The organism is Pseudomonas paraversuta (genome assembly GCF_904067025.1).
GTDB lineage: Bacteria > Pseudomonadota > Gammaproteobacteria > Pseudomonadales > Pseudomonadaceae > Aquipseudomonas > Aquipseudomonas paraversuta.
Window position 1 is genome coordinate 3,605,403 of record NZ_CAJFDA010000001.1, and the last position, 22,361, is coordinate 3,627,763.

Here is a 22,361-nt window from a genome sequence, read left to right on the forward strand (position 1 = left end):
TTACGTCCTTATGACAAAACGATCATTCACACGCCTTGGCGCATTGGTTAGAACTGAACCTAGGTTGTCGCCGCACAGGCGCCAACAAAATGCTCGCCACGCCGGCAGCGAGCACACCAACGGCAGAACACTCTGCCCCGACCCTTGGTAGGTCGACGCTATATAAAACAGTCAACAAGTGAGGGCAACACCCTATGAGAAGACTTAAGCGTGATCCGTTGGAAAAAGCTTTTATACGCGGATATCAATACGGCGTTCATGGAAAGTCCCGTGAGCTTTGCCCTTTTACTCTACCGTCGGTACGCCAAGCCTGGATTAACGGCTGGCGCGAAGGACGCGGCGACAACTGGGACGGTATGACTGGCACTGCGGGCATCCACAAACTCAACGAACTCCACGCCGTCGGCTAACACCGGGCATAATCCGACATCACCTCGAAGATGTAACGACTTAACCATGCCGTCCTATCCGGGCGGCGGGCTTCGGCCCAAGGGCTCCTTTTGGGAGCCCTTTTTTATGCCTGCCTGTCGACGCAATTACCCTTTTGCAAACTGTTATTTTCGAACCAGAGCAGAAATGGCGTCGACCGACTCACGAATCAAGGCTGGCCCCTTGTAGATAAAGCCCGAGTAGAGCTGGACCAGGCTAGCACCAGCAGCGATTTTCTCGGCTGCGTACTTGCCTTCAGTGATCCCGCCGGCGGCAATGATCGGCATGCGCCCTGCCAGCTCTGCCGCCAGTACCTTGACCGTATGGGTGCTCTTGTCGCGAACCGGCGCGCCAGACAGACCACCGGCCTCGTCACCATGCTCCATACCCTCAACCCCGACACGACTCAGGGTGGTGTTGGTCGCAATCACTGCATCCATCCCCGTCTCAAGCAGTGCCTGGGCTACCAGGACGGTTTCTTCGTCAGTCATGTCCGGGGCAATCTTGATCGCCAGCGGTACTCGTTTGCCGTGGCGTTGCGTCAGTTCGTTCTGACGCAGTTGTAGGGCTTCAAGCAATTGCTTGAGCGAATCACCGAATTGCAGGCTGCGCAATCCAGGTGTATTCGGCGAACTGACGTTGACCGTTACATAGCTGGCGTGGGTATACACCTTGTCCAGGCAGATCAGGTAGTCGTCGACTGCGCGCTCAACCGGTGTATCGAAGTTCTTGCCAATATTGATGCCCAGAATACCGCTGTACCTGGCAGCCTGAACCCGCGTCAGCAGGTGATCAACCCCAAGGTTGTTAAACCCCATACGATTGATGATTGCCTGTGCTTCAGGCAATCGAAAGATTCTCGGTTTCGGGTTGCCTGGCTGAGGGCGCGGCGTAACCGTACCAATCTCGACGAAGCCAAAACCCAGCTGTGCAAAGCCATCAATGGCCGCACCATTTTTATCGAGACCTGCCGCCAACCCCACCGGGTTCGGAAAATCGAGTCCCATGACGGTCACTGGCAGTTTTGCCGGTGTCTTGCACAACAAACTGTTGAGCCCCAGACGGCCACCCGCACCGATCAAATCCAGGGACAGATCGTGAGAGGTTTCTGGGGATAGTTTGAAGAGCAACTGGCGGGCCAGGTTATACATGGGCTCAATGGTCTCGAAGATGACTTGAATAGGGGCGCGATTATAGCCGCGCATCCCCTGCGCAAGCGAGGGGCAGACGCATCACAATGCCCCTGCCGGGCTAAATCGCAGGCAAAGAAAAACCCGGCCTAAGCCGGGTTTTTCTGAACAGCCTAGCTAAAAATTACTTAGCTTCTGCTTGAACGGTAGCTTCTACGCGACGGTTCAGAGCACGGCCTTCTTCAGTTGCGTTGCTTGCAACTGGGTTAGCTTCACCGTGACCAACAGCGTCTACACGGTTAGCTGCAACACCTTGGTTAACCAGAGCTGCACGAACAGCGTCAGCACGACGTTGCGACAGTTTTTGGTTGTAGGCGTCTGGACCGATGCTGTCAGTGTAACCAGCAACAGTAGTGTTGGTCGCAGGGTACTGCTTCATGAAATCAGCAACGTTGTTGATGTCAGGCATGTACTGCGATTTAACAACCGACTTGTCGAAGTCGAATTTCACGTCAAGTTCAACGCGAACCACTTCAGCGATCGGAGCTTCTGGCTCTGGCTCAGCAACTGGTGCTGGCGCTGGAACTGGAGCAGGAGCTACTTTACCGCCGTTGCCGCCGAAGTTCACACCCAGGCCAACGGTAGGAGCGTAGTCCCACTTGCCGTTGTCCAGTTTGTAGTCAGCTTCAACGCCTGCACGGGCGAACAGGTTGTCAGTGATGTACCACTTAACACCAGCGCCTGCAGTCAGGAAAGTCGACTTGTCGCGACCGCTGTGGCCATTGGCCTCAACGCCGGTCATGCTCTTGTGAGCAACACCGCCGGAAACGTATGGACGCAGAGCGTCACCTACGGTGCCGAAGTGGTACTGAGCGTTCAGACCAAAGTTGTCGCCTTTGATTTTCTGATGGTCACCCTTGGTGGAACGGGTGTGGTTAGTCGTGTCGTAGGTCAGGTTCAACGAAACGTCGTCGGTCAGGAAGTAACCGATCGATGCGCCTGGGTTGTAACCGTCTTCTACGGACTTGACGCTGTCGTTGTACTGTTTTTTGTAGAACAGTTCACCCTCGACCGCGCCTTGGCCTTGTGCCAGGGCACCGAACGAAGTTGCGGCTACAAAGGAACCAATGGCAATGCCCAAGGTGTTTTTCAGTTTCATCCGTTAAATCCCCATCTGGTGATTGTAAAGCAGTCCCACATATCCGGGGGACAACTCGGCGACAAGTCTATCAGACCTTGCCTACACGTAGAGCAATTTGCGCTGAACTAAGTTTCAGCAATACCTGCAAATTTCTCACGTAATTTATCAAGAGCACGCTTGTAACGCATCTTTGTCGCACTCAAACCCATATGCATTATGTCTGCGATTTCCTGAAATTCCAGTTCTGCGACAAAACGCAGCACTAAAATTTCACGATCTATCGGGTTCACATGCACCAGCCAGCGATCAAGTCCGCCCTTTTCCTCAGGTTTCGGCGCCTTTTCTTCGGACGCTTCCTCGAGGGGGTCAATACTTAATGCGTCCATCAAGCGACGCTTTCGCCGTTCCTTTCGATACTGCGTAATACATTCGTTGTAAGTAATACTATATAGCCATGTTTTGAATTTCGATTTGCCCTCGAAATTCTTCAGACCATACAGCACCTTTAGCATCACTTCCTGACAGACATCATCAGCGTCCCTATCGTTCCCTAAATATCTTGAACAAACGTTGAACAAGGTGCGCTGATAGCGTCGCATCAGTTCTTCATAGGCGCGCGTGACGTGAAACAACTCATCATGCGCGCGCGCCACCAACTCCTCATCAGAGAGCTCGCGGGGGTCGTAGCGCATGGATAGCGATTGGGCTTTATTCAAAACGAGTCGTGCCGACAGTCAGGTCAATGTCCGCCGCAGCCTTGGAAACAGGCTTTTTTGCGGTGGCATACATTAGCAGGGTTTGCCGCATCAGCGGCTGGTCACGTGCTGCTCCAGCAAGATCCGATTAGAGATGGAGACTAGCTCACCCTCATCAGTCAGCAACGTGGTTTTAACCGTGCCTATTTCTTCAATCTGACCTGCAACCTCACCCACTCGAACGTCCTGCCCAACCTGATACAGCTCACGCACATAGATCCCGGCGAGGATCTGCCCTGCAATCTCCCGACTTCCCAGCCCCATGGCCAGGGCCACAGCCAGGCCAACGGTAATCAGTACAATCACAATTACATGGTTAAGCAGGTCAGTCTTGACCTCCAGCTGGCTGATTGCCACGGAAATACTGATGATGATCACCAGACCCTGTGCCACACGCCCCAGACCGCCTGCGTAATCAAACCCGACACTCTCGGCAGCGCCACGTACAAGACCGTTGAGCAACTGTGCAACCAGCACACCTACCAACAACACTAGCAGCGCACCAAAGACCTTGGGCAAATACAGCGTAAAGATGTCAAGCGTAGCAGAGACACGTTCCAGCCCCAGCGACTGCGCGGCGGAGACCAGAAAGATCAGCAGAATAAACCAATAGACGATTTTGCCAATCAGGGTCGAAATCGGGACCTGAATGCCTGCGCGCCCCAGAATCTTGGTGAGACCGGTACCGCCCATCAAACGGTCAAGACCCAACTTGGCGAGCAGCTTCGACAGCAGGGTATCCAGCAGCTTGGCTACAACGAAGCCCAGCAGCACCACCACCAACGCCCCGAAAAGGTTAGGGATGAAGTTGGCAATTTTAGTCCACAAGGCAGTCATTGCCGTGACCAGGCTCTGGGTCCAGAGATCAAGTTCCATGTTCAATCAGCCTTATCAGCAGGGCGAGCAACAGGTTTGCGTCGCGAAACGGGCGCAATATGAGCCGAACCGCTGTTCAAAGCAATCATCAGTGCTTGCACCCAGCGCCCCAGCAAGCTGAAAAGATCGCCCGCGCCTACCTGGCGGTTAGCGGTTTTCAGTACTCGGCCCAGGCAGGCGTCATCGTCCCGCGTGGACGGCGGCGCCTTGAGCATTTCACGTAATGACTGTTCAAACGGATCGTGCATAAGCACCTCTCGGTATGTCTGTAAAAGACGCGAACAACTTTATCGGCGTCACATGCGCCCCGTTCAAAGCCACTGCAAACGACGATAAAACCACCACTGACCGACACCAATGATCAGCATCAAAATGCAAATCACGGCAAAACCATAGGGGTCGTTGGAGAGCGGTACACCGCCCACGTTGATCCCGAGCAAACCGGTAAGAAAGGTGATGGGCAGGAATATCCCGGTAAGCACGCCGAAGCGATACATGATGCGGCTCATGCGCACATTCAAACGACGATCTTCAGCCTCAAGTACCAGCCCCACGCGCTCGCGGGTCAACTCGAGTTCTTCCAGATAGCGGGTCAGGCTGTTGTTCAGTTCGTTCCAGTAATCAGCATCATCAGAGCTGAACCACGGTAATTTTGTCCGAGTGAGCTGTCCGAAAATATCCCTTTGCGGTGCCAGAAAACGACGCAAAGCGGCAGCCCTCCGACGAATCTGCAGAATAGATCCATGCTCCGGCGTATACCGTTCGTCGGCATCTATTTTATCTTCTTCATCATCGACGATTTCTGACAGCTCGCTTATCAAATCCTGCACCTTCAATGTCAGGTGCTGAGCCAGATAAAGGATCAGTTCAGCCGGATTTTTTGGGCCTTCACCCACGGCAAACTCACCGAGCAGCTCGTCAGTGGCCCGCAACGGACGCATCCGCAAAGAAATAACCCGCTGGGCACTGCCAAAGATCCGCAGCGAGACCATGTCTTCGGGCTCTGCTCCGGGGTTCAGATTGACCCCGCGCAAAAACAGCAGCAGCTCACTGTCGGGCAGTGACAGCAAACGAGGACGGGTGTTTTCTTCAAGCAGCAAATCACAGCTGAAGTCACTTAAACCACTGGAGTCCCGCAACCAGCTCTGGGTTTGCGGGTGACTGCGATCCCAATGCAACCAAATGCTTTCATGCGCCTGCAACTGCAGACCGTTCAGCTCGGTACGAGCGATCGAGCGCGCACCGCCTTCACCGTCCAGCACCAGCGCATGCACCAGCCCCCATTGAGCGTTTTCGTCCTCGAACATCCATGATCCTTAGTGTTAAAGCGTTTAGTCCGGCATTTTCAGAGCAACTGGAGAAATGATAACGCCATTGTTATCGGCGTAAATGAATTCTCCGGGACGAAATGTGACACCTGCAAACGTCACTGGCACATTCACATCACCAAGACCACGCCTGACGGACTTCAGCGGGTGGCTGGCCAAGGCCTGCACCCCCAGGTCAGTTTGAGCGAGAACATCGACATCACGGATACAACCGTAAATCACCAGCCCTTCCCAACCGTTCTTCGATGCTTTTTCGGCAATCATGTCGCCCAGCAGGGCATGACGCAGAGAGCCCCCGCCATCAACAACCAGGACTTTGCCCTTGCCATTGAGCTCGGCTTGCTCCTTGACCCGGGAATTGTCCTCGAAGCACTTGATGGTCACGATCTCACCACCAAAGGAGTCCCGTCCGCCAAAATTGCTGAACATCGGCTCAAGCACCTGGACAGACTCAGGGTAGGCATCACACAGATCGGGAGTGATGTAGTGATTCATGGAATAACTCCTGTTTCGGATGGCGCAGCAGGGAGAAATACGACAACACTACTTTATAGACGCTCTGGTACAGGCTGACTGTATATGTTTACGCATCCATCAGCGAGATCAGAGCACAAGCCAGGACGCCAAATGTGACCATAATCACAAGCGGCGTCACCGACCTGCCAGCACCTGCAGCACTCAGCGCCCCGGATTAAAAACCGCTGACCCGGGCATGCCCTTCTTCGGCCGCCGGCACGGAGTGCTGCATCAACCAGTTACGCACCAACGGCCAGACTTCCTGCCGAGCCGCCTGGCTAACCAGCATTTCTACGTGACTGAAGTCAGAAGTGAAACCCTGCTGGCGCCCCAACGTGACAAAAGTACGCTGCTGCGAGCCCAACTGATCGTAGAGTTTTCGGCACGCCCACTCCGGCGTTTGCTGATCGCCCGCGGCAGCAACGGCCAGTACCGGCACCTGAACCTCGGCCAGCCCTGCCCACCAATCTCTTTGCGCATCTTTGAAGCCACCCATGAAACCATTCCAGCGCAAGGTTTCCAGGGCCATGCTGATGGGCTCGTCTTCCGGACCACGCTTAAGCCGCGAACCCGAGAGCTGCGCAAAGCGCTTCAACAGCAGATAAGCGCACCACTGCACCGGCGGAATTTTCAGTGACCAGTAACGGCGGTTGATCTGGCACCCAAAAAATGCCGCCGAGGCCACGTCCTCATCCCCCAGATACTGTCCACCAAGGGCCGCTGCCAGGCTGATGCCGCCTTGAGAGTGACCGATCCAGTGCGGGATATCCCCGCTTTGCTCGCGCACGAATGCGCCGATGGCCGGCAAATCATAACGGGCGTAATCCGCCACCCGATTCTTGCCCCAATGGATATTGCGTGACGAAAGACCATGACCGCGCATTTCGGGCAACCACACATCAAAGCCGGCCCGGGCCAGAAATGCCCCCAACCCCACACCTTTGGGCGAGTACCAGAACCGACGATTGGAAAAGCTGCCGTGCAACAGGATAACCGGCACACCGCGCACTTCGCTGGCGTCAGCCATGCCCAGGCGCGTCACCACCAGCTCCACGGAAATGTCCGGGCTATTGGCGGGTTTCAAGCGATAAACGTCTTCGCTTAGATCACCCCGACGCTCAGCGCTAATCAGGGCAACGGGAAAAAGATGACTGCTGCTTTGCATAATGCTCTTGCACAAAAAAGGGCGACTCCATAGAGGAACTCGCCCTACCACTGCTTATAAAGAGCAGAGCAGCCCATTGGCTGCCCCGCCCTTCTCTCAACGACTCAAGCCTGGGCTTGACCTTCCGCCAGGAAGAACCAGGTTTCCAGCACGGTGTCAGGGTTCAGGGACACACTTTCAATGCCCTGCTCCATCAACCACAGCGCCAGATCCGGATGATCGGACGGGCCCTGACCGCAAATACCGATGTACTTGCCAGCCTTGTTGCAGGCCTGGATAGCATTGGACAGCAACTTTTTAACTGCCGGGTTACGCTCGTCAAACAAATGTGCGATGACACCGGAGTCGCGGTCCAGTCCCAGGGTCAACTGGGTCAGGTCGTTGGAGCCGATGGAGAAACCGTCGAAGAACTCAAGGAACTCTTCAGCCAGAATCGCGTTGGACGGCAACTCGCACATCATGATGATGCGCAGGCCGTTTTCGCCACGCTTGAGGCCGTTTTCAGCCAGCAGGTCGATGACCTGGCTCGCCTCACCCAGGGTGCGCACGAACGGCACCATGATTTCGACGTTGGTGAAGCCCATCTCGTTGCGCACACGCTTGAGGGCGCGGCACTCGAGCTCGAAACAATCGCGGAAGTTTTCGCTGATGTAACGCGAAGCACCGCGGAAGCCCAGCATCGGGTTCTCTTCTTCCGGCTCGTACAGCTTGCCGCCGATCAGGTTCGCGTATTCGTTGGACTTGAAGTCCGACAGACGCACTATCACTTTTTTCGGAGTGAAGGCACCGGCCAGGGTGCTGATACCTTCAACCAGTTTCTCGACATAGAAACCGACCGGGTCGTCATAGCCAGCGATACGCTTGTCGACGCTGTCCTTGATTTCCTGAGGCAGACCGTCGTAGTTCAGCAGTGCCTTGGGGTGCACACCGATCATACGGTTGATGATGAATTCCAGACGGGCCAGACCCACACCTGCGTTCGGCAACTGTGCGAAGTCAAAGGCGCGATCCGGGTTACCGACGTTCATCATGATTTTGAACGGCAGTTCCGGCATGGCATCAACCGAGTTTTTCTTGATGTCGAAGCCCAGTTCGCCTTCGAAGATGAAACCGGTGTCACCTTCGGCACAGGAAACAGTCACGCCCTGGCCGTCTTTCAACAACTGGGTTGCGTTGCCGCAACCGACCACGGCCGGAATCCCCAGCTCGCGCGCGATGATCGCCGCGTGACAGGTACGCCCGCCACGGTTGGTGACGATGGCGCTGGCGCGCTTCATGACCGGTTCCCAGTCCGGGTCAGTCATGTCAGAGACCAGAACGTCGCCCGGCTGGACTTTGTCCATCTCGGACACGTCCTTGATGATGCGCACCTTGCCTGCGCCGATACGCTGACCGATTGCCCGACCTTCCACCAGCACCGTGCCGGTTTCTTTCAACAGATAGCGTTCCATGACATTGCCGGCACTGCGGCTTTTCACGGTTTCAGGACGCGCCTGAACGATGTACAGCTTGCCGTCGTCACCGTCTTTGGCCCATTCGATGTCCATCGGGCACTTGTAGTGCTTCTCGATGATCATCGCCTGCTTGGCCAGCTCGCTGACTTCAGCGTCGGTCAGGCAGAAGCGGGCACGGTCGGCCTTGTCAACGTCGATCACCTTGACCGACTTGCCGGCGCTGGCTTCTTCGCCGTAAATCATCTTGATTGCCTTGCTGCCCAGGTTGCGGCGCAAAATCGCCGGGCGACCGGCTTCCAGAGTCTGCTTGTGGACGTAGAACTCGTCCGGGTTGACCGCGCCCTGCACAACGGTTTCGCCCAGGCCGTAGGCGCCGGTGATAAACACTACATCACGGAAACCCGACTCGGTGTCCAGGGTGAACATCACACCCGCGGTGCCGGTTTCGGAGCGCACCATGCGCTGCACACCTGCCGACAGGGCGACCAGTTTGTGGTCAAAACCCTGGTGCACGCGGTAAGAAATCGCACGATCGTTGAACAAGGAGGCAAATACCTCTTTGGCCGCACGGATCACGTTCTCGACACCACGGATGTTCAGAAAAGTTTCTTGCTGACCGGCAAAGGAGGCATCCGGCAGATCTTCGGCGGTGGCCGAGGAGCGCACGGCAACAGCCATGTCCGGGTTGCCCTGGGACAAGGTTGCGAAAGCGGTACGGATTTCTGCGTTGAGCTTTTCCGGGAACTCGGCTTCCATGATCCATTGACGGATCTGGGCACCGGTGCGGGCCAGGGCGTTCACGTCATCGACATCCAGCGCGTCCAGCGCCGCATGAATCTGATCGTTCAAGCCGCTCAGCTCAAGAAAATCACGATATGCCTGGGAGGTGGTGGCAAAACCACCGGGAACCGAAACACCAGCGCCTGCAAGATTACTGATCATCTCGCCGAGGGATGCGTTCTTGCCCCCCACATGCTCTACATCATGGACGCCGAGCTTATCGAGGGAAACTACGTACTCTACCAAGGTGATCTCTCCACTAACTGTGTTGGAAAAGCTCAGGGCGCTGAATGCTCATCTGGGGGGCATCGCAGCGATTGTGGCCTGGACCTGGAAAATAAGTGACACTGCCGGCCATGTAGCGCGACAAATCGCACCTATCATATCCAACAATCGTCACCAGCTTAAGGCCCAAGGCGCAAATGAAACGATCTGCTTTCTTTATCTCCGATGGCACCGGCATTACTGCCGAAACCCTGGGCCAAAGTTTGTTGGCACAATTTGAAAATGTGACCTTCAGCAAGTTCACACGCCCCTATATAGACAGCGTGGACAAAGCGCGGGCAATGGTACAACAAATCGACAACGCCGCCGAAAAAGACGGACTTCGGCCGATTATCTTCGACACTATCGTCAATCAGGATATTCGCGAGATCCTCGCCACCTCCAATGGCTTCATGATCGATATTTTCTCCAGCTTCCTTGCACCACTGGAGCAAGAGCTGGATGAGCATTCCTCGTACTCGGTGGGCAAATCCCACTCCATCGGCCACAACTCCAATTACATGGAGCGAATCGAAGCCGTGAACTTTGCCCTCGACAACGACGATGGCGCCCGCACCCACAAGTACGACAAAGCCGACCTGATCCTGGTGGGCGTGTCACGCTGCGGCAAAACCCCGACCTGCCTTTATATGGCAATGCAATTCGGCATTCGGGCGGCCAACTACCCGCTGACCGATGACGACATGGAAAGCCTCAAGTTGCCGGCGGCCTTGAGCGCCCACAAACACAAACTCTTCGGCCTGACCATTGACCCTGACCGCTTGACCGCCATTCGCAACGAGCGCAAACCCAACAGTCGCTATTCAAGCTACGCCCAATGCGAGTTTGAAGTGCGCGAGGTCGAGCTACTGTTCCAGCGCGAAAACATTCCCCACATCAATTCCACGCATTTTTCGGTGGAAGAAATCTCGGCCAAAATCCTGGTCGAAAAAGGCGTGGAGCGACGTTTCAAATAACCCCGGCCCTTACTCTGTGGGAGCTGGCAATCCAGCTCCCGCAATCATTGCTCTGGGGCTACAGCCGGTTTACATCACCAACAAATCCACAAATGTATGAACCGGTGTCGCCTCCAGCGCCGCCTGGTCCTTGCACAGCGCAAAAATCTGCTTGCAACGCTGGCCCACAAAGCGCGTCGCCAAATTGGCCTTGAACTTGTCTTCCAGCAACGGAATACCTTCGGCACGCCGCCGACGATGGCCAACCGGATACTCCACCACCACTTGCCCGGTGCTGCTGCCATCGCTGAAAAACACCTGAATCCCGTTGGCTATCGAGCGCTTGTCGGCCTCCAGGTATTCGCGGGTAAAACGCGGCTCCTCAACAATCACCATCTTCTCGCGCAACTGATCGATGATCGGATGCGCCGCGTGAAAATCATCCTCGTACTGCTCCGCCACCAAATTGCCAAAGGCCAGCGGCACAGCCGTCATGTATTGAATGCAGTGATCCCGATCCGCTGCGTTGGCCAATTTGCCCTGCTTGGAAATGATCCGAATCGCTGATTCGTGGGTTGTAATCACAATTTTTTCGATCTCATGCAGACGATCCTTGACCTGAGGATGCAAGGTTACCGCCGCTTCACAGGCGGTTTGTGCATGAAATTCGGCCGGAAAACTGATCTTGAACAGCACGTTTTCCATCACATAAGTGCCATAGGGCCGGGACAGGCTGAACTGACGCTGGCCTTCAGGCTTGAGCGCCAGATCCTTGTTGGTATGGCTGAACAGCACATCGTAAAAACCCCACTGCGGCGCCGTCAGCACCCCGGGAACCCCCATCTCGCCGCGCATCGCGATATCCGCCAGACGCACGCCACGACTCGACGCATCCCCGGCCGCCCAGGATTTTCGCGACCCGGCATTGGGTGCATGGCGGTAGGTGCGCAGCGCCTGGCCATCGACAAAGGCATGGGACAATGCCGACAGCAACTGCTCGCGGTCAGCCCCCATCAGCTTGGCGCAGACCGCCGTCGAAGCGACTTTCACCAACAGCACGTGATCGAGTCCTACACGGTTGAAGGAGTTTTCCAGGGCAATCACCCCCTGAATCTCATGGGCCATAATCATGGCCTCAAGCACCGCCCTCACCCTCAGCGGCGCTTCGCCATTGGCCACCCGCTTTTGCGACAGGTGATCGGCCACCGCCAGAATGCCCCCCAGATTATCCGAAGGATGACCCCACTCCGCCGCCAGCCAGGTGTCGTTGTAATCCAGCCAGCGCACGATGCAGCCGATGTCCCACGCCGCCTTGACCGGGTCCAGCCGCAACGAAGTCCCCGGCACACGGGCACCAAAGGGCACCAGCGTGCCCTCGACTATCGGCCCCAGGTGCTTGGTGCACTCCGGAAAACGCAACGCCAGCAAGCCACAGCCCAAGGTGTCCAGCAGACAGTGGCGGGCAGTGTTCAGGGCTTCGGGCGAAGTGATGGTGTAAGTCAGGACGTAATCGGCAATGTCCTGCAAGACGCGGTCATAGTCGGGACGATTGTTGAGGTCGACGTTGGCACTCATTGATAATTGCTCCAGTGCGGATAATTAAAAGGTGTGTTCCATCCTCAGGCTCGGCGTGATCATGCGGGTCTGGAGCGCCCGCTCAAGTAGGTTTCTACAGTCAGACAGCCTCCCACTGTAGAGGGCTTAAGTCGTACTTGCGTTCAGCTGCGGGTTAAAAAGGCGTCTGCCAGCAGCCGGTTGCGCGCCAGCCCCGCCAGAAACAAACGCTTGGCGAAGGCCTCGACACTGTCGGGGTGACCGCAGACCAAAGCATGGGTCTGGCGCGAATCCACCCTCAGCCCGGCCAGAAAGTCCGCTAACCGGGCACGTTCAACCCACTCGACCTGCAGATTTGGCTCAGCGGCCGCCAGCGCCTGCAGTTCAGCCTTAAGGTAGTGTTCAGCGGCATCCCGGGCCACATGGATCAGACGGATCGGCCCTTGATGGTCCTGACGCAGCGCCTCGCGCAGTACGCCATACAACGGCCCCAGCCCGGTGCCGGACGCCAGCAGCCAGAGCGGCTGCTCCTGCCAGTCGGGGTCGTAACGCAGGGCGCCGCCACGCAGCTCCCCCAACCGCAGCGGATCGCCAACCCGCAACTGACGCGCGGCACTGACAAACTCACCGGCATGGGCGCAATCGAGGTGGAATTCCAGAAACCGCTCTTCATCCGGCAGGCTGGCTAGCGAATACGGACGCGCGACACCGCTGGCTGTCCACAACACCATATGCTGACCGGCGCGATAACGCAGCGAACGCCCGGGCAACAACCGCAAGCGCAGCACCGTCGGGCTCAACCAGTCGACACTCAGCACCTCGGCGGGCAAGCCATCGCGGATCGGATCGAAGGCTTCAAGCTGCAAGTCCTCCACCACCTGACACTGACAGGCCAGGCGCCAGCCTTGTTCGCGCTGGGCGCGACTCAATGCCTCGGGCTTGAGATCGGCCGGCTCGCCACGCACACAACGCACCAGACAGGCATGGCAACTGCCGGCACGGCAGCTGTAAGGCACCGCCACACCGGCCTGATTGAGGCTATCGAGCAAATTGGCATCCTGGGGAACCGACCAGCGCCGGTCAGCGACGTGTAACTCGGGCACTTCATATGTCCTGTAAGAGATTCAGTGCTGCATGATAATCCGATAAGCCTGTAGCCGCTGCCTGCCACAGGCCGCGCAGCGGCCCCGAATATGAAAAGCCAAGGTCCGGCGCAGCCTTCGCCAGCGGCTACAAATACCCCCGACCTTCGTTTATACCCCCCGCAGGTGTATCAAGTCGTACGCCGGGTTATACTGCCGCGCCTTTTTTGTACCGGCCCTCCGTGCCCGGTATGCCCAGCAAAGATGTTTTCGACAGACCGATAGACCCAGGTCGCAAACACCTTATTGAATGTTCCCGTCTTATAGAGGAGCGCGACCCATGACCGTGATCAAGCAAGACGACCTGATTCAGAGCGTTGCTGACGCCCTGCAGTTCATTTCCTACTACCACCCCGTGGACTTCATCCAGGCCATGCACGAGGCTTACCTGCGCGAAGAATCGCCAGCGGCCCGTGACTCGATGGCGCAAATCCTGATCAACTCGCGCATGTGTGCCACCGGCCACCGCCCGATTTGCCAGGACACCGGCATCGTCACCGTATTCGTGCGTGTGGGCATGGATGTGCGCTGGACCGGCGCCACCATGGGCCTGGACGACATGATCAACGAAGGCGTGCGTCGCGCTTACAACCTCCCGGAAAACGTCCTGCGGGCTTCGATCCTGGCCGACCCGGCCGGTGCTCGGCGCAACACCAAGGACAACACCCCGGCAGTTATCCACTACTCCATCGTTCCGGGCAACACCGTGGAAGTGGACGTAGCAGCCAAGGGCGGCGGCTCCGAAAACAAGTCGAAAATGGCCATGCTCAACCCGTCCGACTCGATCGTTGACTGGGTACTCAAGACCGTTCCGACCATGGGTGCAGGCTGGTGTCCACCGGGCATGCTCGGCATCGGTATCGGCGGCACGGCTGAAAAAGCAGCGGTAATGGCCAAGGAAGTGTTGATGGAATCCATCGACATCCACGACCTGATCAAGCGCGGCCCGTCCAGCCGTATCGAAGAGATGCGTATTGAGCTGTTCGAGAAGGTCAACCAGCTGGGCATCGGCGCCCAGGGCCTTGGCGGCCTGACCACCGTGCTCGACGTAAAAATCATGGACTACCCGACCCACGCCGCTTCCTTGCCGGTGTGCATGATCCCGAACTGCGCGGCCACCCGCCATGCGCATTTTGTGCTCGACGGTTCCGGCCCGGCCGAACTCGAGGCACCACCGCTGGACGCCTACCCGCAAATCGTCTGGGAAGCAGGTCCATCGGCACGCCGTGTAGACCTGGACACCCTGACCCCGGAAGACGTGCAAAGCTGGAAGCCGGGCGAGACCGTTTTGCTCAACGGCAAAATGCTCACCGGTCGCGACGCTGCGCACAAGCGCATGGTCGAAATGCTCAACCGCGGCGAAACCTTGCCGGTCGACCTCAAGGGTCGCTTCATCTATTACGTGGGCCCGGTTGATCCGGTAGGCGACGAAGTAGTGGGGCCTGCCGGTCCGACCACAGCCACGCGGATGGACAAGTTCACCCGCCAGATCCTTGATCAGACCGGCCTGCTGGGCATGATCGGCAAATCCGAGCGCGGCCCGACCGCTATCGAAGCGATCAAGGACCACAAAGCCGTGTACTTGATGGCGGTTGGCGGTGCAGCGTATCTGGTGGCTCAGGCCATCAAGAAATCCCGCGTAGTCGCCTTTGCCGAACTGGGCATGGAAGCGATCTACGAGTTCGACGTAAAAGACATGCCGGTTACCGTGGCTGTCGACAGTAAAGGCGAGTCGGTGCACATCACCGGCCCGGCAATCTGGCAGAAGAAAATCAGCGAAAGCCTGGCCGTTGAAGTGCAGTAAGCCCTTCTAAGCCAGACACAAAAAAACGGCCGGGTTAATCACCCGGCCGTTTTTTTATGCCACTTCACTGTAGGAGCGAGCTGGCTCGCGAGCTTTTCGTTGCTGCGCTAAAAAGCGCGCTCCTGCGGGATGTTAAAACGCATTACGGAAGATTTCTTCAATCTGCCCCTGATCTGCCTTGCGCGGGTTGGTAAAACCACAGGCGTCTTTCAGCGCGTTGGTTGCCAGAATCGGGATGTCATCCAGCTTGGCCCCCAGATCCCGCAGCCCCGCCGGAATTTCAACATCCTTGGCCAGGGTCCGAATCGCCGCAATGGCTGCTTGCGCACCCTCCTCCGGACTCAAACCCCGGACATCGGCGCCCAGCGCGTGGGCCACGTCGGTCAGGCGAGCCGCACATACATGAGCGTTGAAGGTTTGCACATGGGGTAGCAGTACCGCGTTGCACACCCCGTGCGGCAAGTCATAGAAGCCACCCAACTGGTGCGCCATGGCGTGCACAAACCCCAGCGACGCATTGTTGAACGCCATGCCCGCCAGGAACTGCGCGTAGGCCATGTTCTCCCGGGCGGTCAGATCCTTGCCGTCGGATACTGCCTGACGCAAGTTCTGACTGATCAGCTCCATGGCTTTAATTGCACAGGCATCGGTAATCGGGTTGGCCGCCGTCGACACATAGGCTTCAATGGCGTGGGTCAGCGCGTCCATACCGGTCGCAGCCGTAAGCCCCTTGGGCATTGCCACCATCAGTTGCGGGTCGTTGACCGACAGCAGCGGTGTTACGTTGCGGTCGACAATTGCCATTTTCACATGGCGCTCTTCGTCAGTAATGATGCAAAAACGCGTCATCTCACTGGCCGTACCCGCCGTGGTGTTGATCGAAACCAGCGGCAGTTGCGGTTTGGCCGACCGATCGACGCCTTCGTAATCACGAATATGCCCGCCGTTGGTGGCGCACAGCGCAATCCCCTTGGCACAGTCGTGGGGCGAACCGCCGCCCAGCGAGACAATAAAGTCGCATTGATGCTGCTTGAGGACCTTCAGGCCCGCCTCTACGTTACCAATGCTCGGGTTCGGCCTGGCGCCGTCGAAAACCACCGATTCGATATCCTGCAAGCCCAGCTTTTCTGCGATCAGCGTCGCTACCCCGGCCTTGGCCAGCCCGGCATCAGTCACGATCAGCGCCTTGCGAAACCCATAATTGCGAATCGCGCTCATCGCTTCATCCAGACAACCGTTACCCATTATGTTCACGGCGGGAATAAAAAATGTGCTGGTCATGGCGAGTCCTCTAAGGCGGGGTGCAGCCCGCGACGCTGAATAAATCCATGTGCATAGCTTCAACCTGTTTTGGTACACCAATGTTGATCTGGCTCAACACTTGAGCGTGATAAAGTCCTGCTTTGCCCCCGCCTTGAGACGATATTTGCCATGACCCCCTTCCAGGAATTTGATGCAGAACTAGAAGACTGGAATGCACTGAGCACCGGCACAGCGTGCAGCGGACTGCTGATTGGTAACGGCGCAAGCATGGCCGTGTGGCATGACTTTTATTACGACTCGCTATTCGAAAAAGCCAAAAGCGTCGCCGAAAAGCCCCTCAGCCAGACCGAACTCAGCGTGTTCGAAGCACTGAGTACGCGCAATTTCGAGCACGTGTTAAGTGCACTCAAAACCGCAAGCAAGGTCAACAAGGCCCTGGCCATCAACTCGGCTTCGCCGCGCAAACGCTACTACGCCATCAAGGAAGCCTTGATCAACAGCACCCAGGACGTACATATCCCCTGGCGCCTGATTCAACCCGAAACCCTGGCATGCTGGAACCAGGAGCTGGCGCGCTACGCCACGGTGTACTGCTCCAACTACGACCTGCTCACCCCCTGGGCTGTGATGCAGGCGCCAAAACAGTTCAATGACTTGTTCGACAGCCCCGGGGCTACCTTCGAACTGGGTGCAGCACTGGGCAAGAGCAAATCCACCCGCGTGCTTTACCTGCACGGCGGCCTGCACCTGGTGAAAAACCAGGAAGGCAAGGCGCGCAAGATCAACGCCACGCCACCCGTGCTGCTAAGTAACTTCGCGATTAATCACTCGATCAGCGCCCTGGACGATGTGCCGCTGTTTGTCAGCGAAAGCAACAGCGACGACAAGCGTAAATCCATTCGTCACTCGGATTACCTGTCGTTTTGCCATGAACAGTTGATGAGCCACAAAGACAGCTTGTGCATCTTTGGTCACAGCCTGGGAGAGCAGGATCAGCACCTGATTGATGCCCTGCGCCAGGCGCCGCTGAAAACCCTGTGGATCTCGATTTACCCGCGCAACGAAGCCTTTATCCGCTTTCAGAAGCACCACTACGCGGCGCTATTTGCAGACAAAAAGCTGACATTACGCTTCTATAATTCGAAAACCCACCCGCTTGGCTACACCAGGCACTCGGTGCCGGTGGAGGTCTGAATCCGTTCCCCTCCCGCTACGGGAAAAGGGCCCGCAATCCCTAGTCATCCCTGCTATTGACCACCACCAGCAACTGCGCCTGAACCTGCCCCACCGAACGTAAACGGTGGGGCTTTTGGGCGTTGAAATGCAAGGCATCGCCCTTCTGCAAAATGACCCGCTCAGTCATGAAGTCCACCTCTACTGCCCCCTCATGCACGAACAAAAACTCTTCGCCCGCATGCTCCTTGAAGCTGGGATCGGCGAATTCGAAAGGGGGGAACATCATGAACGGCAGCAGGTTGCGCTCGCTGACCTGATGCGCCAGCACTGCATAACCAGGTGACTGCCCGGTGCCCGACAGCAACTGGCGCTGATCACTTCTCACCAGGCTGTAGTTGTCCAGCCGTGCGCTGTCCTCCGAGAACAGCTCCTCGACGTTCACATTCAGTGCCCTGGCCAATTTAAGCGCCGCGGCGATCGACGGCGTATTAAGGCCGCGCTCAACTTTGGACAGGTAACTCTTGGTCATGCCGGATTTTTCGGCCAGCACCTCAAGGGTAACGCCCAGTTTTTTTCTGAGTAATTTCAAGCGGATAGACATGTATAGCAATTAATCCATCAAAGGAGACGCGGGTTTCTCTTGCCAATGACACTTTGTGTCATATAGCCTCTTAAGTGTCATATGCGCTGCCCCGCCACTTTCCAGGCTACGGGGCAGGCAATCCGGCAATCACTGCAAAGGACACCGACATGGCCAAGACATTAGCACTCCCGAAAGAGCAGCTGGTCAAGCAAGCGCTTGTACAGATGCAAAATACGCTGGCGGATAATACGTGGACTGACCGGCAAAAGCTGGCCCTGACCTGCCGCATCCTCTTTGAAAACGGCCACGACTCTGGTCTGGCCGGGCAAATCACGGCTCGCGGGCCACAACCCGGCACCTATTACACCCAACAACTGGGCCTAGGATTCGACGAAATAACTGCCGGCAATCTATTGCTGGTCAATGAAGACCTGGAAGTACTCGAAGGCCACGGCATGCCGAACCCGGCCAACCGCTTTCACAGCTGGGTCTACCGCGCCCGCCCGGATGTGAACTGCATCATCCACACTCACCCGACCCACGTAGCCGCACTGTCGATGCTGGAAGTGCCGCTTGAGGTGTCGCACATGGATCTCTGCCCGCTGTACGAAGACTGCGCTTTTCTGGAAGGTTGGCCGGGGGTGCCGGTGGGTAATGAAGAAGGTGAAATCATCACCCGGGCGCTGGGCGCCAAACGCGCGATCCTGCTCTCGCACCACGGCCAGTTGTCGAGCGGGGCCAGCATCGAAGAAGCCTGCGTGATCGCGCAACTGATCGAGCGCGCCGCCAAGCTGCAACTGCTGGCGATGGCGGCCGGCACTATCAAACCCGTCGAGCCGGCGCTGGGTCGCGAAGCCCATGACTGGATCAGCCGTCCTAAACGTCACGCTGCCGCATTCAATTACTACGCCCGGCAAAACCTGCGTCGTCATGCCGATTGCCTGAACTGAGCCCACCTACCTGTTGAAACGGAGATACTTCATGTCGACCTCAAACATTCACGGCATCATCGGCTACACCATCACCCCGTTTACCGCCGACGGCGAACAGATTGACCTGAGCGCACTGGGACGCTCCATCGACCAACTGATCGACAGCGGTGTTCACGCCATTGCCCCCCTGGGCAGCACCGGCGAAGGCGCGTACTTGAGCGACGCCGAATGGGATCAAGTCAGCCAGTTCACCCTGGCCCATGTCGCCAAAAGGGTACCGACCATAGTCAGTGTGTCCGACCTGACCACTGCCAAGGCTGTGCGGCGCGCGCGCCTTGCCGAGCAATATGGCGCCGATGTGGTGATGGTCTTGCCGGCCGCCTACTGGAAACTCAGCGAAGCCGAAATCCTCGCTCACTACCGCGCCATTGGCCACAGCATCAGCACTCCGATCATGCTCTACAACAACCCGGCCACCAGCGGTACGGACATGTCGGTCGAATTGATCCTGCGCATTTTCAATGCGGTTGAAAACGTCACCATGGTCAAGGAAAGCACCGGCGACATTCAGCGCATGCATCGCCTGCAACAGCTGGGCGAGGGGCAGATCCCGTTTTATAACGGTTGCAACCCGCTGGCACTGGAAGCGTTCGCGGCCGGAGCCAAAGGTTGGTGTACGGCTGCACCGAACCTGATTCCGGCACTCAATCTGGGGTTGTATGAAGCGGTACTGGCCAACGACCTGAAAACAGCCCGCGAGCTGTTCTATCGCCAATTGCCACTTCTGCAGTTCATTCTAAAAGGCGGCTTGCCCGCAACTATCAAGGCAGGCCTGCGCCTTACCGGCATTGAGGCTGGGGACCCGCGCCTGCCGGTATTTCCACTGTCTGAAAGCGCCGTTTCACAATTGCAGCAAATCTTGAAAATCCTGCGCTGACGCTCCCGCAACACCCGGGCCTGCTGCCGAAAATGACACTGATGTTTTGCCCTTGAAAACCCAGTGACACCTTCGCCAGCAGGCTCAGACCAATGGGGTCATCAAAATTTTTCTTTGATCTGCGTGGTCGGCCCGTTGGTTTTGACGCTGGCTATGCCTTTGTCCCGCGCCGCCTCGGCGCTGTACTGCTCGCTGGTACCAATGATCTGGTGATTCGCCGCCTTGAGGTTGAAGTACGGCTTGCCGTCTTTGGCGACCTTCTTCTCATAGCGCTCATCATGGGGGCTATTGGCCTGCACCGAGGCAATCCCGGCTTTGGCCGCCGCCAGGGTGGTGTAGTGCTCACTGACCAAAATCGTTTCGGCGTTTGCCGCCTTCAAGACAAAACGGAACTGTCCGTTGCTGGTTTTGCTCAACTCGTACCAACCTGACATAACCACTCTCCTGCTGTAGTAGGGATTTTTCCCTTCTTCAGTAAAGCGGCCACAGGGTATTTAGCCATTTATCCGCCGCAATAAGCGCAAAGATGAATTTCCAGCGAGACAAATAGCAATAATTCTCGATACCATTCGCGACTTGTTTGCATCGCTGCATCCTTAAGGATCTTCATGTCCCGCTTCAAACCTGACCCGCCAGTGGCCGAATCCTTGCGCGAGTTCTACACACAGATTCTGCACTTCCTGCGCAAACGCACGGACAACGCCAGCGATGCAGCTGACATGACCCAGGATGTATTCACCCAATGGCTGGGTTATCAGGACCGGGCCAAAGTCGAGCAGCCGCGGGCCTTTCTGTTCCAGATGGCGCGCAATCTGTTACGCGATCACTGGCGTCGCCAACAGGTACGCCAAGCGGTGCACAGCGAACAGAGTGCGGGTCAACCCGAGCCCCTGACCGACGAGAGGGATGAGCCGATGGCTGGCGCACAACGCCTGCAATATCTCGAGCAACTCAAAGCCGTGCTCGCAGAACTCTCGCCCAGACGCCGCGAAGCCCTTATGCTGCATCGTTTTGAAGGCTTGAGTCAGGCGCAGATTGCCGAACGTATGGGAATCTCCGTCAGCATGGTGGAAAAGCACATTGCCTTTGCCTTGCTTCACTGCAAGCGACATTTACAACGGGACAGCGGCAAGGAGCAGCCACAATGACCCCTTTTCAAATGACCGCTCACGAGAGCATCGACGCACAGGCGGCCACCTGGTTTGCGCGTAATCGCAATCAACCCGACAGCAATTGCCGCGAGCAATTCAACAGCTGGAAGGCCGTCCCTGCCCATGCCCGGGCATATGCCGAATTTGAGTCTCTGTGGGCCGATCTCGGCGAACTCAAGCAGTTGAATAAACCCGTGCCCCAGCCCCGGCGCCGCCGCTCAGTGTTTGCCCTGGCAACGGCCGCAGCAGTGTTATGCGCCGTGTTTGCACTCAATATCGGTACCCCGGTACAGCTGCATCAACAACAGATCGCAACCCAGAGTCAGGACGCAAAAACCGTCAGACTGCCCGACGGCAGCACCTTGACCGTCAATGCCAACACCCGTTTGCGCATCGACTTCAGCGCCAGTCAGCGGGACATCTATCTGGATCGGGGCCAGCTCTATATCGAAGTGGCCGCCAATAAGGAACAGCCGCTGGTGGTACACGCCGGCCATGCGCGGGTCCGGGTCGTCGGCACCGGTTTTGATGTGCGCCGCAGCCAGCGTCAATTGGTGGTGAGTGTCGCCCACGGGCAAGTCGCGTTTATCCCCGATGGCAAGTCGGCCGCCTTGCTGGGCGCCTCACAGCGTGCCACTTACGACTACGCCAAAGGCTCGCTTGAGGAGCAAAGTCTCAGCCCGGGTGAAGTGGCTGACTGGCGCAGCGGGCATCTGTCCTTTCGCAATCGTGAACTGGCCAGCCTGGTGGACGAGCTGGACTTATACCGCCCCGGGGTGATCGAGCTGGCAGACGGCCCGCTTGGCCGCTACAAGGTCTCGGGCAATCTGGATGTCAGTGACCCCTTGGCTCTGGTCAAGGCTTTACCCGCGCTGATCCCGGTGAAAAATCACCTGCTGGATAACGGAAAAATCCGTATCGAGCCCCGCTAAAAAACATATGCGAATATTTTTCATTCGCATATGTGGTTTTCTCTTTGTGCCGCGTCTTCCTTCGGTCTGCTAACGCATGTCTTTTTTGGCCTT

The 22,361-nt window shown here is 57.1% G+C and carries 22 protein-coding genes; 8 read left to right on the forward strand and 14 right to left on the reverse strand.

Translation table 11 applies throughout. The features are described from left to right. The first annotated feature begins 194 nt into the window (after positions 1-194). Positions 195-410: a ribosome modulation factor gene (rmf, locus tag JQ848_RS16355; RefSeq protein ID WP_003441178.1), complete on the forward strand. Its 216-nt coding sequence runs from the start codon at positions 195-197 to the stop codon at positions 408-410. Positions 411-554: 144 nt separating this feature from the next. Here the strand turns inward: rmf and JQ848_RS16360 are convergent, their stop codons facing one another. From JQ848_RS16360 to ppsA, 9 genes are all read right to left on the reverse strand, one after another. Further along, on the reverse strand, positions 555-1,580 hold the full coding sequence (locus tag JQ848_RS16360; protein WP_003441176.1) for a quinone-dependent dihydroorotate dehydrogenase: 1,026 nt from the start codon (positions 1,578-1,580) through the stop codon (positions 555-557). 163 nt (positions 1,581-1,743) lie between these two features. Then, the gene (locus JQ848_RS16365) at positions 1,744-2,718 is read right to left on the reverse strand and encodes an OmpA family protein (RefSeq protein WP_003441173.1); all 975 of its coding nucleotides are present in this window, start codon (positions 2,716-2,718) and stop codon (positions 1,744-1,746) included. A gap of 107 nt (positions 2,719-2,825) precedes the next feature. Beyond that, positions 2,826-3,416 (reverse strand): RNA polymerase sigma factor SigX, encoded by a 591-nt coding sequence (sigX, locus tag JQ848_RS16370; protein ID WP_029612359.1) that lies wholly within the window; start codon positions 3,414-3,416, stop codon positions 2,826-2,828. Positions 3,417-3,506: 90 nt separating this feature from the next. Next, positions 3,507-4,331, reverse strand: coding sequence for a mechanosensitive ion channel family protein (locus tag JQ848_RS16375; RefSeq protein ID WP_003441169.1), 825 nt, complete (start codon positions 4,329-4,331; stop codon positions 3,507-3,509). 2 nt (positions 4,332-4,333) lie between these two features. Next, entirely contained in the window at positions 4,334-4,579 is a 246-nt protein-coding gene (locus tag JQ848_RS16380; RefSeq protein WP_003441167.1) for a hypothetical protein, read from the reverse strand. A 63-nt stretch (positions 4,580-4,642) separates the two neighbouring features. Continuing rightward, the gene (locus JQ848_RS16385; RefSeq protein WP_003441165.1) at positions 4,643-5,638 is read right to left on the reverse strand and encodes a CorA family divalent cation transporter; all 996 of its coding nucleotides are present in this window, start codon (positions 5,636-5,638) and stop codon (positions 4,643-4,645) included. A 24-nt stretch (positions 5,639-5,662) separates the two neighbouring features. Further along, positions 5,663-6,154, reverse strand: a complete 492-nt coding sequence (gene rraA / locus JQ848_RS16390) for a ribonuclease E activity regulator RraA (protein WP_003441164.1) — start codon at positions 6,152-6,154, stop codon at positions 5,663-5,665. Between the two features lie 196 nt (positions 6,155-6,350). Continuing rightward, positions 6,351-7,340, reverse strand: a complete 990-nt coding sequence (locus JQ848_RS16395; protein ID WP_003441162.1) for an alpha/beta fold hydrolase — start codon at positions 7,338-7,340, stop codon at positions 6,351-6,353. 104 nt (positions 7,341-7,444) lie between these two features. Beyond that, entirely contained in the window at positions 7,445-9,820 is a 2,376-nt protein-coding gene (gene ppsA / locus JQ848_RS16400; RefSeq protein ID WP_010655860.1) for a phosphoenolpyruvate synthase, read from the reverse strand. Positions 9,821-9,996: 176 nt separating this feature from the next. Here ppsA and ppsR point away from each other — a divergent pair, with 176 nt between their 5' ends. Then, positions 9,997-10,815: a posphoenolpyruvate synthetase regulatory kinase/phosphorylase PpsR gene (gene ppsR, locus JQ848_RS16405; protein ID WP_003441157.1), complete on the forward strand. Its 819-nt coding sequence runs from the start codon at positions 9,997-9,999 to the stop codon at positions 10,813-10,815. 69 nt (positions 10,816-10,884) lie between these two features. On the opposite strand, the gene prpD is transcribed toward ppsR, so the two are convergent. Both prpD and JQ848_RS16415 read right to left on the reverse strand, forming a co-directional pair. Then, entirely contained in the window at positions 10,885-12,369 is a 1,485-nt protein-coding gene (gene prpD / locus JQ848_RS16410; protein ID WP_003441141.1) for a 2-methylcitrate dehydratase, read from the reverse strand. A gap of 143 nt (positions 12,370-12,512) precedes the next feature. Next, positions 12,513-13,451, reverse strand: a complete 939-nt coding sequence (locus tag JQ848_RS16415; protein WP_127196585.1) for an iron-sulfur-binding ferredoxin reductase — start codon at positions 13,449-13,451, stop codon at positions 12,513-12,515. A gap of 319 nt (positions 13,452-13,770) precedes the next feature. Between JQ848_RS16415 and JQ848_RS16420 the strand changes: the two genes are divergently transcribed. Continuing rightward, complete coding sequence (locus JQ848_RS16420) at positions 13,771-15,294, forward strand: fumarate hydratase (RefSeq protein ID WP_003441135.1); 1,524 nt, start codon at positions 13,771-13,773, stop codon at positions 15,292-15,294. 132 nt (positions 15,295-15,426) lie between these two features. On the opposite strand, the gene yiaY is transcribed toward JQ848_RS16420, so the two are convergent. Then, positions 15,427-16,575, reverse strand: coding sequence for an L-threonine dehydrogenase (gene yiaY / locus JQ848_RS16425; protein WP_010655863.1), 1,149 nt, complete (start codon positions 16,573-16,575; stop codon positions 15,427-15,429). 150 nt (positions 16,576-16,725) lie between these two features. Here yiaY and JQ848_RS16430 point away from each other — a divergent pair, with 150 nt between their 5' ends. Beyond that, entirely contained in the window at positions 16,726-17,751 is a 1,026-nt protein-coding gene (locus JQ848_RS16430) for a DUF4917 family protein (protein ID WP_202210946.1), read from the forward strand. Between the two features lie 40 nt (positions 17,752-17,791). Here the strand turns inward: JQ848_RS16430 and JQ848_RS16435 are convergent, their stop codons facing one another. Then, complete coding sequence (locus tag JQ848_RS16435) at positions 17,792-18,334, reverse strand: helix-turn-helix domain-containing protein (protein ID WP_127196588.1); 543 nt, start codon at positions 18,332-18,334, stop codon at positions 17,792-17,794. Positions 18,335-18,483: 149 nt separating this feature from the next. On the opposite strand from JQ848_RS16435, the gene JQ848_RS16440 reads away from it, so the two are divergent. Next, positions 18,484-19,266, forward strand: a complete 783-nt coding sequence (locus JQ848_RS16440; RefSeq protein ID WP_202210947.1) for an aldolase — start codon at positions 18,484-18,486, stop codon at positions 19,264-19,266. A gap of 31 nt (positions 19,267-19,297) precedes the next feature. Further along, positions 19,298-20,185, forward strand: a complete 888-nt coding sequence (locus JQ848_RS16445) for a dihydrodipicolinate synthase family protein (RefSeq protein ID WP_003441121.1) — start codon at positions 19,298-19,300, stop codon at positions 20,183-20,185. Between the two features lie 101 nt (positions 20,186-20,286). Here the strand turns inward: JQ848_RS16445 and JQ848_RS16450 are convergent, their stop codons facing one another. Continuing rightward, the gene (locus JQ848_RS16450; RefSeq protein ID WP_003441118.1) at positions 20,287-20,619 is read right to left on the reverse strand and encodes a YegP family protein; all 333 of its coding nucleotides are present in this window, start codon (positions 20,617-20,619) and stop codon (positions 20,287-20,289) included. A gap of 174 nt (positions 20,620-20,793) precedes the next feature. Here JQ848_RS16450 and JQ848_RS16455 point away from each other — a divergent pair, with 174 nt between their 5' ends. Continuing rightward, positions 20,794-21,333: an RNA polymerase sigma factor gene (locus JQ848_RS16455; RefSeq protein ID WP_003441114.1), complete on the forward strand. Its 540-nt coding sequence runs from the start codon at positions 20,794-20,796 to the stop codon at positions 21,331-21,333. Next, positions 21,330-22,268, forward strand: a complete 939-nt coding sequence (locus tag JQ848_RS16460; protein ID WP_161719477.1) for a FecR family protein — start codon at positions 21,330-21,332, stop codon at positions 22,266-22,268. Before JQ848_RS16455 ends, JQ848_RS16460 begins: the two co-directional genes overlap by 4 nt. The last annotated feature ends 93 nt before the right edge of the window (positions 22,269-22,361 follow it).

Coding starts and splice junctions, on each gene's coding strand:
- prpD (WP_003441141.1), bottom strand. CDS start 12,369: ATGAGTGCCAACGTCGACCTCAACAATCGTCCCGACTATGACCGCGTC.
- JQ848_RS16365 (WP_003441173.1), bottom strand. CDS start 2,718: ATGAAACTGAAAAACACCTTGGGCATTGCCATTGGTTCCTTTGTAGCC.
- JQ848_RS16445 (WP_003441121.1), top strand. CDS start 19,298: ATGTCGACCTCAAACATTCACGGCATCATCGGCTACACCATCACCCCG.
- yiaY (WP_010655863.1), bottom strand. CDS start 16,575: ATGACCAGCACATTTTTTATTCCCGCCGTGAACATAATGGGTAACGGT.
- JQ848_RS16380 (WP_003441167.1), bottom strand. CDS start 4,579: ATGCACGATCCGTTTGAACAGTCATTACGTGAAATGCTCAAGGCGCCG.
- JQ848_RS16440 (WP_202210947.1), top strand. CDS start 18,484: ATGGCCAAGACATTAGCACTCCCGAAAGAGCAGCTGGTCAAGCAAGCG.
- JQ848_RS16420 (WP_003441135.1), top strand. CDS start 13,771: ATGACCGTGATCAAGCAAGACGACCTGATTCAGAGCGTTGCTGACGCC.
- JQ848_RS16375 (WP_003441169.1), bottom strand. CDS start 4,331: ATGGAACTTGATCTCTGGACCCAGAGCCTGGTCACGGCAATGACTGCC.
- JQ848_RS16460 (WP_161719477.1), top strand. CDS start 21,330: ATGACCCCTTTTCAAATGACCGCTCACGAGAGCATCGACGCACAGGCG.
- ppsR (WP_003441157.1), top strand. CDS start 9,997: ATGAAACGATCTGCTTTCTTTATCTCCGATGGCACCGGCATTACTGCC.
- JQ848_RS16450 (WP_003441118.1), bottom strand. CDS start 20,619: ATGTCAGGTTGGTACGAGTTGAGCAAAACCAGCAACGGACAGTTCCGT.
- JQ848_RS16430 (WP_202210946.1), top strand. CDS start 16,726: ATGACCCCCTTCCAGGAATTTGATGCAGAACTAGAAGACTGGAATGCA.
- JQ848_RS16395 (WP_003441162.1), bottom strand. CDS start 7,340: ATGCAAAGCAGCAGTCATCTTTTTCCCGTTGCCCTGATTAGCGCTGAG.
- JQ848_RS16360 (WP_003441176.1), bottom strand. CDS start 1,580: ATGTATAACCTGGCCCGCCAGTTGCTCTTCAAACTATCCCCAGAAACC.
- JQ848_RS16435 (WP_127196588.1), bottom strand. CDS start 18,334: ATGTCTATCCGCTTGAAATTACTCAGAAAAAAACTGGGCGTTACCCTT.
- JQ848_RS16385 (WP_003441165.1), bottom strand. CDS start 5,638: ATGTTCGAGGACGAAAACGCTCAATGGGGGCTGGTGCATGCGCTGGTG.
- rmf (WP_003441178.1), top strand. CDS start 195: ATGAGAAGACTTAAGCGTGATCCGTTGGAAAAAGCTTTTATACGCGGA.
- JQ848_RS16455 (WP_003441114.1), top strand. CDS start 20,794: ATGTCCCGCTTCAAACCTGACCCGCCAGTGGCCGAATCCTTGCGCGAG.
- rraA (WP_003441164.1), bottom strand. CDS start 6,154: ATGAATCACTACATCACTCCCGATCTGTGTGATGCCTACCCTGAGTCT.